Origin of the sequence: Roseovarius conchicola (assembly GCF_041403425.1) — a bacterium.
Classification (GTDB): Bacteria; Pseudomonadota; Alphaproteobacteria; order Rhodobacterales; family Rhodobacteraceae; genus Roseovarius; species Roseovarius conchicola.
Genome location: NZ_JBGEHK010000003.1, coordinates 495,449 through 508,779, shown reverse-complemented (window position 1 = coordinate 508,779; position 13,331 = coordinate 495,449). Strand labels below are relative to the sequence as shown.

Genomic DNA, 13,331 nt, shown 5'->3' with positions numbered 1-13,331 from the left:
CTCGGGTAAAACGCAATCGTTTTGCCTCAGGGAGATATGGCGATGAACAAACAAGACTACATTCACCAGATGGAATTGAAACTGATGGGTCGTCAGATTGACCGCCGTCAGTTCATGCGCGGCGTGCTGGCCACCGGCCTGACCGTGTCAGCTGCCACCACCCTCGCGGACCGCGCCCATGCGGCCACACCGCAACGGGGCGGAACACTGCGTGCCGGGCTGGGCCACGGGGCCACCACCGATGTTTTGGACCCCGGTCTGTTCGCCGCAGGTTTCATGATCCCCGTGGGTATCGCGATGAACGGCTATCTGACCACGATGGACCCCAACAGCGCAGTTCAACCGTCGATGGCTGAAAGCTGGGAAGCCTCGGCAGATGCCAAGGTCTGGAGCTTCAAGATGCGCTCGGGGCTTGAGTTTCATAACGGTAAATCCGTCACCACAGAGGATGTCATCGTCTCGATGAACCACCACCGGGGCGAGGATAACACCTCGGCTGCCGCCCCCCTTATGGCCAGCGTCACCGACATCGTGGCTGATGGCGATACGATTGTCTTTACACTGGATGCGGGCAATGCGGATTTCCCGGCGGTGCTGACGGATTATCATATTCCGGTTCAGCCTGCCGTTGACGGCAAGATGGATTGGGAATCCGGTGTGGGCTGTGGCCCTTACCGGCTGGAAGAGTTGCAGCCGGGTGTTTCGGCGCGGCTCAAGCGGTTTGAAAACCACTGGAACGACGACGAAGGCTTTGTCGATGAGTGGGAGGTTCTTGCCCTTCTGGACACCAACGCCCGCATGACCGCTGTGATGACCGGAGATGTGGACCTTGCCGACAAGGTGGACGTGAAGACCGCCGGTCGCCTTGCCGGGGCGCCGGGCCTGAACGTGCACAATATCGCGGGCAATCAGCATTACACCTTTGCGATGAACACCCAGATGTCGCCCTATGACGACAACAACGTGCGCCAGGCGCTGAAATACGCGATCAACCGCGAAGAACTGGTTGAGAAGATCCTGTTTGGTTATGGCGCGGTGGGTAATGACCACCCGATCGGCTCGGGACAGCGGTTCTTCAACACCGAACTTGAGCAGAAAACCTTCGATCCCGACAAGGCGAAATTTCACCTCAAGGAATCGGGCCTCAGCTCGATTGACGTAGAGCTTTCTGCCTCGGACGCGGCCTTTGCCGGCGCGATTGATGCGGGGCTTCTGATCCAGAACTCGGCGGCTGAAGCCGGGATCAACGTGAAGGTAGTCCGCGAGCCGAATGATGGTTACTGGTCAGATGTCTGGATGAAAAAACAATGGGTTGCCAGCTATTGGGGTGGCCGCCCGGTCGAAGACCTGATGTTCACCCTGGCTTTCAAAAGCGGTGTATCCTGGAATGAAAGCTTCTGGTCGAACGAGCGTTTTGACAGCCTGCTGGCCGAAGCCCGTGCGGAGTTGGACGAGGCCAAGCGCCGCGAGATGTATTGGGAAATGCAGGATCTTGTCGCCAATGATGGCGGCGTGGCGATCCCGATGTTTGCCTCTTATGTCTTTGCCACGCGCGATGGCGTCGGCACACCCGAGGTGATCGGCACCAACCTGGATGTGGATGGGGCCAGCTTCATGAACCGGTGGTGGAAGACATCCTGATCTCCCTGTCTGTTCCCTTCTTTGAGTGGGGAATTGGCAAGCAATCGTGCCGGGGAGTGAAGCCCCGGCACGATCTGTCTATACTCATCTCACGACACGCCTGAGGGAGAGGAATATGCGGCTTTTCATGGCCACCCTGTCCACCGAAACCAACACCTTTGCCACCATGCCCACAGGGATGGCGGGGTTTGAGGCCTATTATCTGCGCCATGGCACCGCCACGCATGACCCGCCCAACCTGATGACCGAGGCGCTGCATGTCTGGCGCGCGCGGGGTGAGGCGCTGGGCTGGGACGTGGTGGAGAGTCTGGCCGCGATTGCCGAACCGGCTGGGCCGACCGTCGCCGCCTGTTACGAGGCGTTGCGCGGTGAAATCCTGTCGGATCTGAAGGCTGCGAGCGGGGCTGATATCGTGTTGCTGCAATTGCACGGCGCGATGGTGGCCGAAGGAGTCGATGACGTTGAGGGTGATATCACCGCCCGCATTCGCGTGATGTACCCCAATGCGGTGATTGGGCTGTCCCTGGATCACCATTGCCATCTGACGGATGCGATGATGCAGGCCTGTGATCTGATCGTCTGTTTCAAGGAATACCCCCATGATGACGCGAGTGAACGTGCGAACGACTTGTTTGATGTGGCCCATCAAACCGCGACCAGTGCGATCCAACCGGTGATGCGCCGTCATCACTGCGGGATGATCAACATGTACCTGACCAAGACCGGCGCAATGCGCGGGTTTGTGGATCGCATGACAGCGCTCGAAGACGAGCCAGGTATTCTGTCCGTCTCGTTGATCCACGGCTTTCCGTGGGGAGACGTTGCCGATGTCGGGGCTCAGGTTCTTGTCGTGACGGATGGCGACCCCGACCTTGCGACACAGCACGCTCAACGGCTTGGCCATGCGTTTTATGATCTGCGTGATTCTGTGTCGTGCAAAGCGGTGCCTTTGAACGATGCTTTGACGCAGGCCATACGCGCGCCGGACGGCCCCGTGGTGCTGGCTGACATGGGCGACAATTCCGGGGGCGGGGCACCAGGCGATTCCACCTTCATGCTGCGTGCGCTTCTTGATCAGAACCTGTCGAATGTCGCGACCGGCATCTATTGGGATCCCATGGTGGTGCGAATTTGCGAAGATGCGGGCGAAGGTGCCAAGTTGGCTCTGCGGGTGGGGGGCAAGACCTGTATCCATTCAGGAGCCCCTGTTGATCTGACCGCGCGGGTGCAGCGCATCCGGTCGGGCCTTGGTCAGCACCTTGGAAAAGGGCTGGAACCTCTGGGCACAATGGTCTGGCTGCGGGTTGGGCAGGACGTGGATATTCTTGTCAACGATCTGCGCACGCAGGTTTATCATCCCGAGGCGTTTGAGCAGATGGGCATTGATCTGGCCAGCAAGTCGATCGTGACCGTGAAATCTCTGTTCCACTTCTACGCGCCTTTTCAAAAGATCGCGTCACAGATCATTCAGGTCGCAACACCGGGGGGAACCTCGCCTGATTTCGCAAGCATTCCCTTCACCAAACGGATTGCTGATTTCTGGCCCCGTGACGAGATCGCCAGCCGGCCAATGCTGCACAGCGCCTAACGCACGACGTAGACCGAGCATTTGGAATGGCGCACGACCCGCGCGGCGTTTGGCCCCAACAGGTAGTCGGCAAAATCGGGCTTATGCGCCCCGATCACGATCAGATCGGCCTTGTCGGTGTCTGCCACTTTGAGAATTTCCTCATAGGCGTTGCCTGTGCCTACAAGGTGGCGCAGCTTGCTATTGGCCTCAGCCCCCAGCGCCTCGGTCGCCATATCATTCAGCAGACGTTTTGCTTCTTCCAGGGCATGATCATGGTGGCTTTTCTCGAAGAAATTGCTGACCACGCTCATCCCGAAATCGGGCACCACGGTGATCACGTCCAACTGGGCGTAATCCATGGCCGCCAGACGTGCCGCTTGTTGCAGCACGCCAAGATCGCGGTTTGAATTGCTGATATCCACAGCACACAGAACGGTTTTAATACTCATGCCGGAACTCCTTCTTTGCTCATGCGCCCGCGTTGTAGCAGGGCAATCAGGCCCAGCAGGATCAGCGCCGGAATAAACACCAGCTCTTTGGGCATCTGCGTCTGTGGCGCCTTCACTTCGGAAATCCGAACCGCCTCGTCAGAGTAGAAATCAAAGCTGCCCATCTGATCCGCGATCGGCGCGCCAAACAGAGGCTCTTCCATTTTCATCAGCCCGTCTTCTTCCAGCGTTATAAAGCCCATGGCCTCAAGCCGGGCCGTACCATCCTCGCCTTCGCCCACGGGCACGACAAGTGACATGTCCTTCATGTTCCCGGTGTCGAAATCCGGCCCCGACACCACAAAGCGCAATTCCTGTCCGGGTTCGGCGGAGTCCACCGCGCTGACAACCTGCGTTGGTTCAATCTGCATGAAAGGAGGCTGTATCCGGTCCATGAAGAAATCGGGCCGGAACAGCGCAAAGGCCACAGCGATCAACGCGATGCTTTCATAGATGCGGCTGCGGGTCAGGAAGTAGCCCATGGTGCCAGCGGTGAAGACCAATATCGCTATGGTCGCCGCTATGAACACGATTATCCCTTGCGTCCACGTGACGTCTATCAACAACAGATCGGTGTTGAAGATGAACACGAAGGGCAGCGCCACGGTCCGCAAGCTATAGAAGAACGCGGTGAACCCGGTTTTGATCGCATCCCCGCCCGACACGGCGGCGGCGGCAAAACTGGCCAGCCCCACAGGGGGCGTCACATCCGCCATGATCCCGAAGTAGAAAACAAAGAGGTGCACAGCGATCAGCGGCACGATCAGCCCGCTTTGCGCGCCCAGTTCGACGACCACACCGGCCATGAGCGAGCTGACAACGATATAGTTCGCCGTGGTCGGCAGGCCCATCCCGAGGATCAGGGACAAAAGCCCGACCATGACCAGCATCAGGATCAGGTTCCCGCCCGACAGGAACTCGACCAGATCGGCCATCACCTGACCAACCCCGGTCAGGGTCACGGTGCCCACGATCACACCAGCAGTGGCGGTCGCCAGGCCGATCCCGATCATGTTGCGGGCCCCGTCAATCAACCCGTTCCAAAGATCGACCACGCCGTTGCGGAAGGCATTGTAGGTGTCGCTGTCGCCGCGGAACATTGCCTTCAGCGGGCGCTGCGTCAGCAGGATCACGAACAGCAGCATCGTTGCCCAGAAGGCCGACAGGCCGGGCGACTTCTGTTCGATCATCAGGAAATAAACCAACACAATGATCGGCAGCAGGTAATACAGACCCGCCTTATAGATCTCACCCACCACGGGCAGTTCCACCTCGGCGGCGTTGGGATCATCCGGCTCAAGGTCCGGAACGCCCGACGCCAGATAAAGCAGCGCAGCATAGACCACGAAAATCAGCGCTGACAGGATCAGACCGGACGAGGGCAGTACATTGGTGATCCAGCGCACCGGGTATTGCACGCCGTAACACAGCGCTGCGAACCCGGCGAAGAAGATTGCCATTCCGCCAATGGTCTTGCCCATGCTGACAACCCGGTTGCCCAGTGTCGGCATGTTGTTCTTCACCGCTTCCAGATGCACGATATAGACCAGCGCGATGTAGGAAATCGCGGCGGGCAGGAAGGCATGGGTGATCACCTCGACGTAAGAGATGCCCACATATTCCACCATCAGGAAGGCCGCCGCGCCCATCACTGGCGGCATGATCTGACCGTTCACGGAACTGGCCACTTCGACCGCGCCCGCTTTCTCCGAGGTAAAGCCGACCCGCTTCATCAGCGGGATGGTGAATGTGCCGGTGGTGACAACGTTTGCGATGGACGAACCCGAGATCAGGCCGGTTGCGGCCGAGCCAACCACGGCGGCTTTCGCCGGGCCACCACGCAGGTGTCCCAGCGCGCCAAACGCCATCTTGATGAAGTAATTGCCAGCGCCTGCCTTATCCAGCAGCGCGCCGAACAGGACAAACAGGAAGACGAACTTGGTCGAAACCCCAAGGGCGATGCCAAAGACGCCTTCGGAGGTGATCCACATATGGCTCATCGCTTTTTTCAGTGAGGCCCCTTTCCAACGGATCACTTCGGGCACCACATCCGAGGAGCCAAAGAAAACATAGAGCAGAAAGATCGTGGCGATGATCGCCATGGCCGGTCCCAACGCTCGGCGTGCAGCCTCGAACAGCAGGACAAGACCGGCAAGCGCCACCCACTTATCGGTGTCATCCGCCAGACCGCCCGCATTGACGATCTTGTCGTAAAACCAATAGCCATAAAGCGCGATGAATGCGGCCACGAGGCCCATCACCCAATCCTGAATCGGAATGTAATTGCGGGGACTGGATTTCAGCGCCGGATAGGCCATGAAGGCCAGGAAGATCGCGAAGGCCAGGTGGATCTGGCGCGAGTTGTTGATCAGGTCGCCGGGCAGCACGTAAGGCGCAATGGGCGAGGCCAACAGCACTTGAAACACCGACCAGACAACAGCGACAATCGCCAGTAACGTCCCAACCGATCCGGCCGGGTTACGCGCGCCCGCATCGGACGAGGCGACAAGTTCCTGAAGTTCTTCTTCACTAAGAGGGCGGCCGCCCTTTTGGTCTTCGGCCATCGTCACTGTCTCCCTGAGTGCCGCATCATTGGGCGGCGTCTTGGGCGTTTTCGCCCGTTTGTTGGAACAAACAGCGGGGGCGGCGTACCGCCCCCGCAAAAGTCAGGTGGATTATTCGATCCAGCCTTTTTCTTTGTAATACTTAGCCGCACCGGGGTGCAGAGGGGCCGACAGACCGGCGGTGGCCATTTCCTCGGCTTTCAGGTTGGCAAAGGCCGGGTGCAGCTTTTTAAAGTCATCGAAGTTGTCAAAGACAGCTGCGACAACCGCGTAAACCGCATCTTCCGATACCGCGTCCGAGGTCACAAAGGTTGCGCCCACACCGAAGGTGGTCGTCTCATTGTCCGACCCTCGGTACATCCCGCCTGGGATGGTGGCGGTGCGGTAGAACGAGTTGTTCTCGATCAGACCATCAATCGCCTCGCCAGTCACGTTCACCAGAACCGAGTCACACGCTGTGCTGGCTTCCTGGATCGAACCCGAGGGGTGACCCACGGTGTAAATCATCGCGTCGATCTGGTTGTCGCAAAGCGCGGCGGACTGTTCGGCCGCTTTCAGCTCGGACGCCAGGGCGAAATCACCCACGGTCCAACCCATCGCTTCCAGAACCACGTCCATCGTGCCGCGCTGACCGGAACCGGGGTTGCCGATGTTCACGCGCTTGCCCTTGAGGTCTTCAAAGCTGCTGATCCCGGCATCGGCGCGGGCCACAACGGTGAACGGCTCGGGGTGAACCGAAAATACTGCCCGCAGGCCTTCAAACGGCCCGGCCTCTTCAAACTTCGAGCTACCGTTATAAGCATGGTACTGCCAGTCCGACTGGGCCACACCAAACTCCAGCTCGCCTTCGCGAATGGTGTTGATGTTGTAGACCGAGCCACCAGTGGATTCGACCGAGCAGCGGATCCCGTGATCCTTGCGGCCTTTGTTCACCAGACGGCAGATCGCACCGCCTGTGGGATAGTACACGCCGGTGACGCCGCCGGTGCCGATTGTGATGAACTCTTCGGCATAGGCCGCCGGGGCCATCATCGCGGCAACTGCTGCACCTGCGAGGGTAAATTTGAACTTGGAAAACATCGGTCTCTCCCTTTGGTTTGATGTTTTTGGTGGTAGAATCAGCGGCTGCGAGAGCGATCGCAAACGCGAATCTCGTGTTGTAGCTTTGTTATTTTTTTCGAGCCTCGGGGGCGGTCTGCCTGCGGCTTTTATTGGCTTTGGCCTTAGAAATCACGGCAAGCCCTTGGTAGCGCTTTGAGATCAAACACTGTTCCCCTTTGGCGTGTTGAGTGGGAAGCGTTCCATTTGTTTGATTTCTTGTCAACGTCAGAGTCATCTGGTTCAAGGAGATGATCAACCGGGAGGCCCTTATGAGCCACGTTTTTCCACGCCATTGTCATGCCGACCTGCCCACAGCCAAGGGCGGTGACGGCTGCTTTCTGATCGATGAGACCGGCAAGCGGTATTTTGATGGTTCTGGCGGTGCTGCGGTGTCATGTCTGGGGCACTCCAACGTCCGCGTCAGCGATGCGATCAAGGCGCAGGTGGACAGCCTTGCCTTCGCCCACACAGGGTTCTTCACCTCTGATCCGGCCGAGCAACTGGCCGATCTGCTGGTGGCCAACGCGCCGGGCGATATTGACCGGGTTTATTTCGTCTCAGGCGGCTCTGAGGCGACAGAGGCGGCCATCAAACTGGCGCGCCAATACTTCGTCGAAAAGGGTGAACCTCAGCGTCGTCACCTGATTGCCCGTAAGCAAAGCTATCACGGCAATACGCTGGGTGCCCTGGCGGCGGGCGGCAATGAATGGCGGCGCCAGCAGTTCAGCCCGCTGTTGATTGACGTCAGCCATATCCAGCCCTGTTTTGAATATGCCGAGCGCGCAGAGGGCGAGAGCCTCGAAGAGTACGGCCAGCGCGCCGCACAGGCGCTTGAAGATGAAATCCTGCGCCTCGGCCCCGACACTGTGATGGCGTTTATGGCCGAACCGGTGGTCGGCGCGACCATGGGGGCGGTTCCCGGCGCGCCGGGTTACTTCACCCGCATTCGCGAGATTTGCGATCAGTACGGCGTGCTGCTGATCCTGGACGAGGTGATGTGTGGCATGGGCCGGACCGGGCATCTGTTTGCCTGCGACGCCGACGAGGTTGTTCCGGATATCCTGTGCATTGCCAAGGGTTTGGGCGCTGGATACCAGCCGATTGGCGCGATGCTGTGCAGCGCGGAAATCTACAAGGCCGTGCAGGATGGCACAGGGTTCTTCCAGCACGGTCACACCTATATTGGCCATCCCGTCGCCACCGCTGCGGGCCTCGCGGTGGTGCAGGAACTGCTTGAGAATGATCTGCCCGGACGCGTGCGCCGGATGGAGCCGTTTATGCGCGATGCGCTGACACAGCGCTTTGGCCAGCACCCGCATGTCGGCGACATCCGGGGGCGTGGCTTTTTCTGGGGGATCGAGTTGGTGTCGGATCGCGATAGCAAAACGCCGTTTGATCCCAAACATGGCATCGCAGGCAAGCTGAAGAAAGCTGCCTTTGCCGAAGGGTTGATCTGTTACCCGATGCCCGGCACCCGCGACGGGCGCAATGGCGATCATGTGCTTCTGGCCCCGCCCTTCATTGCCACCGAACAGGAACTCACCGATGCGTTCGATGCCCTGGAGCGGGCCATAAACACGGTGCTGGCGGGCGTCGTCTGAGCGATTTTGATTAGGGCCGCCCTAAGCCTGACGTCCTCCTGATTTCGCTTCGCCAAACTCCGCTCTTGCTAAGGCGCTTTTTTCAAAGAATAATTCGCAAATGCCTTTGCGTTTCACCCTTCGCCAACTGGAATACTTCGTCGCTGTGGGCGAGGCGGGCTCGATCGCGCTGGCTGCCGAAAAGGTGAACGTCTCATCGCCTTCGATCTCGGCTGCCATGTCCCAGTTGGAACAGGAATTCGGCCTGCAGCTTTTCGTGCGCAAACATGCACATGGGCTGTCGCTAACGCAGGCGGGCCGACAATTCATGGAACAGGCGCGGATCGTTCTGGCCGAATCTGCCGCGTTGCACCGGTTGGCCGGGGACATTCAGGGCAATGTGCAGGGACCGTTGGCCGTGGGCTGCCTGCTGACCTTCGCACAACTTGTGGTGCCCTCACTTAGGCGCGAGTTCGAGGCGAAATACCCCGCCGTTCAGATCCGCCAGACCGAATGCAATCAGGCCGAACTGTTCGATCTGCTACGCCGTGCCGGGATTGATGTGGCTCTCACTTATGATATTGATATTCCTTCTGATTTAACATTCACACCACTGGCCGAGCTGCCGCCCTATGCGATGGTGGCCGAGGATCATCCGCTGGCTGATCTGCCTGCTGTGTCGGTCGATCAGCTCAAGGATCACGCGATGATCCTGTTGGATTTGCCGATCAGCACCAACTACTTCCTGTCAGTGTTTGAGCGGGCCAACGTTCAGCCAAAAATCGCCGAACGCACCCGCGATATGGCGGTGATGCGCAGCCTTGTGGCCAATGGCTATGGCTATGCGATTGCCAATGTGAGGCCGATGTCCGACAGCGCGCCGGACGGGCGCAAATTACGGTTTATTCCACTGACTGGGGATTTGCGGGCGATGCATCTGGGGCTGGTCACCTCACCGGGGGCCGAGGGCGTGCTGAGCGTGCGGGCCTTCATGGAGCATTGCGCCGAGCTGATCACCAATGATCGTATTCCGGGGATGAACATGGCTCTAGCACGATTGCCCTAGAAGCAACGATCAGGAAGGGGGCGCAAGGTGCGCCACCCACGCTATGACATTCTGTTTGAACCGGTGAAGATCGGCCCGCTGATCGCCAAGAAACGCTTTTGTCAGGTGCCCCAGTGCAATGCTCGGCGGATATCGTGGCCAATCTGCAGCCGTCACCATGCGTGGGATCAAGGCCGAAGGTGGCTGGGGCGTGGTGTTCACCGAACAATGCGAGATGCATCATATCTCCGAAACCACGCCCTTCATCGAACTGCGCCGCTGGTTTGTTAATGCCGCCAAACGATCCAAGGTGGCAGCGTTCGATCTGATCTGCTTTGTGGCGATCCCCTGGAGAATTGGGCACGTTTTGCCGAAGAGGTGATTGCCGATATCCGAGATGCTGTCGGTATCTCCATGGCAAATACACTGCGCGTGTCACTTGATGAATCCTTCGACGATCTAGGATTTTCAAATGCCGAGCCGCGTGAGTTTATCGAGATGAACAGCGATCTGCCCGATCTCTGGGACCTGGCCCATGGCACGTGGGAGACTGCTCCGGCCCCAGCCGCTTCAAGGACGAAGTGGCGCAGGAAACCCTTGTAAAAAGCATCCGCGCGCTGTCTGATAGGCCTGTTGTCGGGGTCGGGCACTTCACCTCTCCGGATGTCATGGTCGGGATGGCGAAATCCGGAACGTTCGATTTCTTCTGCTGTGCGCGGCCCTCCATTGCCAGCCCGTTCTTGCCTAAAAAAACCGAAAACAGGAGAATCGAAGACATTCGCGAGTGTATCGGCTGCAACATTTGCATCAACGGCGACATGACCATGTCGATACGTCGTTGCACGCAAAACCCCACTCTCATGGAGGAATGCGCAAAGGCTGGCATCCCGAAATCATGAACCAGAAGGGCGATGACCAGTCAGTTCTGGTGGTTTGTTCGGACCCGCAGTCTGGCGGTCATGCGGCTAGTGCAAATAGACAGCCAAGGCCTCGAAGCAGGCATATGTACTTCCGCTCCAGTCCCATGCACGCCTCATCCCCCCTTGAATTCTCCGCTCCGACATATTCTATCAGACCTGACTATGCCCGCCGGAAAGGGCCGCCGAAATGCCAAGCGTCAAACTGGAAATCAATGGAATGCATTGCGCAGGATGCGCAGGCCGCGCCGAACGGGCTTTGGCTGCGGTTCCGGGTGTGCGCGCGGTGGCCGTGAACTATGCCGCGGGCACGGGCCTTGTGGATGCGGGCGACGAAGTTGATGCAACAGCCCTTGCTGCCGCCGCGACCGAGGCCGGATATCCCGCCCATGCCCTGGCCAAGGGCGAAGCAGCGACCTCGCCAGCCGCCCGGGCCCATGCCGAAGCCGCATCTGCCCTGCGCGCGACTTTGATTGCCGGCATCCTGACCCTCCCGGTCTTCGTCACCGAAATGGGCGGGCATATGTTCCCGGCCTTTCACCATTGGTTGCATCGCAGCTTCGGCGTGCAAAACATCTGGCTGATGCAATTCGTGCTGACCACTCTTGTCCTGACGTGGCCGGGGCGGGTGTTCTTCCGCATCGGCGTGCCGGCCTTGCTGAAAGGCCGCCCCGAGATGAACAGTCTTGTCGCTCTCGGCTCGTTCGCCGCCTGGGCGTTTTCCACAGTTGTACTGTTTGCGCCATCGCTTTTACCTGCCACCGCGCGCGCGGTTTATTTCGAAGCCGCTGCCGTCATCGTCACGCTGATCCTTTTGGGGCGTTGGCTTGAGGCGCGCGCCAAGGGTCGTGCAGGGGCCGCGATTGAGGCGCTTGTCGCGCTTCAACCCAAAACCGCCCGCGTCGAACGCGATGGCGAGATCACCGAGTTGGATATTGACCGCGTGCTGCCCGGCGACATCCTGCATCTCCGCCCGGGCGAGCGGATCGCAGTGGATGGTGAGGTACTCTCGGGTCACAGCCACGTTGATGAAAGCATGATTTCGGGCGAACCGGCACCGGTGGCCAAGGCAACCGGCGATACGGTGATCGGCGGCACGATCAACGGGCAGGGCGCTCTCAGCTACCGCGCCACCCATGTCGGGGCCGACACGGTTCTCGCCCGGATCATCGGGATGGTCGATCAGGCGCAAGGCGCGAAACTGCCGGTTCAGGCACTGGCCGACAGGGTCGTGGCACGGTTCGTTCCCGCCGTTCTGGGGGTCGCAGCGCTGGCGGTCGTGGTCTGGCTGATCTTTGGCCCCACGCTCAGCTTTGCCTTGGTGGCAGGGGTATCGGTTCTGATCATCGCCTGCCCCTGCGCCATGGGCCTTGCCACGCCCACCTCGATCATGGTTGGCACCGGCCGCGCGGCGGAACTGGGTGTGTTCTTCCGCAAGGGTGAGGCGCTGCAACGCCTGTCCGAGGTCGCCGTGGTCGCCTTTGACAAAACCGGCACCTTGACTGAGGGACGCCCCACCGTCGCCGCCCTGACCCTTGCAGATGACAGCGCGCGTGATCAGGTTTTGGCTTCCCTTGCAGCGGTCGAGGGACAATCCGAACACCCCACCGCCCGCGCGATCGAGGCTTTGGGCGAAGGGTTAAGCGTGCCCGAGGTCACTGCGTTTCGCGGGCTGCCTGGGCAGGGCGCTGAGGGGCAGGTGAAGGGTCAGCATGTCCTGATCGGAACCGAGGTGTTGATGCAGAAACATGGGGTCGATATGTCGACACTTGTCCCCGACACCACACCCGGCACACAGGTTTACGCGGCCATCGATGGCCGACTGGCCGCGCATGTCGTGCTGTCGGATCAGGTGAAACCCAGTTCGGCGGCCGTGATCGCCGCCCTGCACGATGAAGGGCTGCAAACCGCAATGATCTCGGGGGATGTCGCGGCCAGTGCGCAGCATATTGCGGATCAATTGGGGATCGATCACGTCGTGGCGGGTGTGATGCCCGATGGCAAGGTCGACGCGCTTCGGGCCTTGCGCGCTGCCCATGGCCCCGTAGCTTTTGTCGGCGATGGCATCAATGACGCCCCTGCACTGGCCGAGGCGGATGTGGGCATCGCCGTGGGCACCGGCACGGATGTGTCGATTGAAACGGCGGATGTGGTGTTGATCTCGGGTGATCTGTCGGGCGTGGTGAATGCTCGCCATGTGGCGCGCCGCTCCATGCGCAATATCCGCCAGAACCTGTTCTGGGCCTTTGCTTATAACGTGGCGCTGATTCCGGTGGCGGCCGGTGTGCTTTATCCACTCAGCGGCACAATGCTGTCCCCGATGCTGGCGGCAGGTGCGATGGCATTGAGCTCGGTTTTCGTGGTCTCCAACGCATTGCGATTGCGCGGGGTGACGGCCGTTCTGCAGTAAGACGCGCGATCAGAA

Annotated in this window: 11 protein-coding genes; 8 read left to right on the top strand and 3 right to left on the bottom strand. The window is 59.7% G+C overall.

All coding sequences use genetic code 11. From position 1 onward, the window contains the following. Positions 1–42 precede the first annotated feature (42 nt). Both V6N02_RS11705 and V6N02_RS11700 read left to right on the top strand, forming a co-directional pair. Positions 43–1,641, top strand: a complete 1,599-nt coding sequence (locus tag V6N02_RS11705; protein WP_371225763.1) for an ABC transporter substrate-binding protein — start codon at positions 43–45, stop codon at positions 1,639–1,641. 115 nt (positions 1,642–1,756) lie between these two features. Then, positions 1,757–3,229 (top strand): M81 family metallopeptidase, encoded by a 1,473-nt coding sequence (locus V6N02_RS11700; protein ID WP_371225762.1) that lies wholly within the window; start codon positions 1,757–1,759, stop codon positions 3,227–3,229. Here V6N02_RS11700 and V6N02_RS11695 read toward each other — a convergent pair. The 3 genes from V6N02_RS11695 to V6N02_RS11685 all read right to left on the bottom strand — a co-directional run bounded on the left by V6N02_RS11695 (position 3,226) and on the right by V6N02_RS11685 (position 7,343). Beyond that, the gene (locus V6N02_RS11695) at positions 3,226–3,660 is read right to left on the bottom strand and encodes a universal stress protein (RefSeq protein WP_371225761.1); all 435 of its coding nucleotides are present in this window, start codon (positions 3,658–3,660) and stop codon (positions 3,226–3,228) included. The genes V6N02_RS11700 and V6N02_RS11695 overlap by 4 nt on opposite strands. Next, positions 3,657–6,263: a TRAP transporter permease gene (locus tag V6N02_RS11690; RefSeq protein ID WP_371225760.1), complete on the bottom strand. Its 2,607-nt coding sequence runs from the start codon at positions 6,261–6,263 to the stop codon at positions 3,657–3,659. Before V6N02_RS11690 ends, V6N02_RS11695 begins: the two co-directional genes overlap by 4 nt. Before the next feature lie 111 nt (positions 6,264–6,374). Next, positions 6,375–7,343 carry a TAXI family TRAP transporter solute-binding subunit gene (locus V6N02_RS11685; protein ID WP_371225759.1) on the bottom strand — a complete coding sequence of 323 codons (969 nt, stop codon included), beginning with the start codon at positions 7,341–7,343 and terminating at the stop codon, positions 6,375–6,377. A 290-nt stretch (positions 7,344–7,633) separates the two neighbouring features. On the opposite strand from V6N02_RS11685, the gene V6N02_RS11680 reads away from it, so the two are divergent. From V6N02_RS11680 to V6N02_RS11665, 6 genes are all read left to right on the top strand, one after another. Further along, the gene (locus tag V6N02_RS11680) at positions 7,634–8,965 is read left to right on the top strand and encodes an aspartate aminotransferase family protein (protein WP_371225758.1); all 1,332 of its coding nucleotides are present in this window, start codon (positions 7,634–7,636) and stop codon (positions 8,963–8,965) included. A gap of 100 nt (positions 8,966–9,065) precedes the next feature. Beyond that, complete coding sequence (locus V6N02_RS11675) at positions 9,066–10,010, top strand: LysR family transcriptional regulator (protein ID WP_371225757.1); 945 nt, start codon at positions 9,066–9,068, stop codon at positions 10,008–10,010. Positions 10,011–10,167: 157 nt separating this feature from the next. Next, positions 10,168–10,371: a hypothetical protein gene (locus tag V6N02_RS22335; protein ID WP_420884254.1), complete on the top strand. Its 204-nt coding sequence runs from the start codon at positions 10,168–10,170 to the stop codon at positions 10,369–10,371. Continuing rightward, positions 10,368–10,592, top strand: coding sequence for a hypothetical protein (locus V6N02_RS22330; protein ID WP_420884253.1), 225 nt, complete (start codon positions 10,368–10,370; stop codon positions 10,590–10,592). Before V6N02_RS22335 ends, V6N02_RS22330 begins: the two co-directional genes overlap by 4 nt. Next, positions 10,571–10,888 carry an oxidoreductase gene (locus V6N02_RS22325; protein WP_420884252.1) on the top strand — a complete coding sequence of 106 codons (318 nt, stop codon included), beginning with the start codon at positions 10,571–10,573 and terminating at the stop codon, positions 10,886–10,888. The genes V6N02_RS22330 and V6N02_RS22325 overlap by 22 nt, the downstream gene beginning before the upstream one ends. A 208-nt stretch (positions 10,889–11,096) precedes the next feature. Further along, a complete protein-coding gene (locus tag V6N02_RS11665; RefSeq protein WP_371225756.1) occupies positions 11,097–13,316 on the top strand; it encodes a heavy metal translocating P-type ATPase in 2,220 nt (739 codons plus the stop codon). Positions 13,317–13,331 lie beyond the last annotated feature (15 nt).

What these genes read in the sequence shown, in the direction of transcription:
- V6N02_RS11705 (WP_371225763.1), top strand. Translation starts at nt 43, where the DNA reads ATGAACAAACAAGACTACATTCACCAGATGGAATTGAAACTGATGGGT.
- V6N02_RS11700 (WP_371225762.1), top strand. Translation starts at nt 1,757, where the DNA reads ATGCGGCTTTTCATGGCCACCCTGTCCACCGAAACCAACACCTTTGCC.
- V6N02_RS11695 (WP_371225761.1), bottom strand. Translation starts at nt 3,660, where the DNA reads ATGAGTATTAAAACCGTTCTGTGTGCTGTGGATATCAGCAATTCAAAC.
- V6N02_RS11690 (WP_371225760.1), bottom strand. Translation starts at nt 6,263, where the DNA reads ATGGCCGAAGACCAAAAGGGCGGCCGCCCTCTTAGTGAAGAAGAACTT.
- V6N02_RS11685 (WP_371225759.1), bottom strand. Translation starts at nt 7,343, where the DNA reads ATGTTTTCCAAGTTCAAATTTACCCTCGCAGGTGCAGCAGTTGCCGCG.
- V6N02_RS11680 (WP_371225758.1), top strand. Translation starts at nt 7,634, where the DNA reads ATGAGCCACGTTTTTCCACGCCATTGTCATGCCGACCTGCCCACAGCC.
- V6N02_RS11675 (WP_371225757.1), top strand. Translation starts at nt 9,066, where the DNA reads ATGCCTTTGCGTTTCACCCTTCGCCAACTGGAATACTTCGTCGCTGTG.
- V6N02_RS22335 (WP_420884254.1), top strand. Translation starts at nt 10,168, where the DNA reads ATGCGTGGGATCAAGGCCGAAGGTGGCTGGGGCGTGGTGTTCACCGAA.
- V6N02_RS11665 (WP_371225756.1), top strand. Translation starts at nt 11,097, where the DNA reads ATGCCAAGCGTCAAACTGGAAATCAATGGAATGCATTGCGCAGGATGC.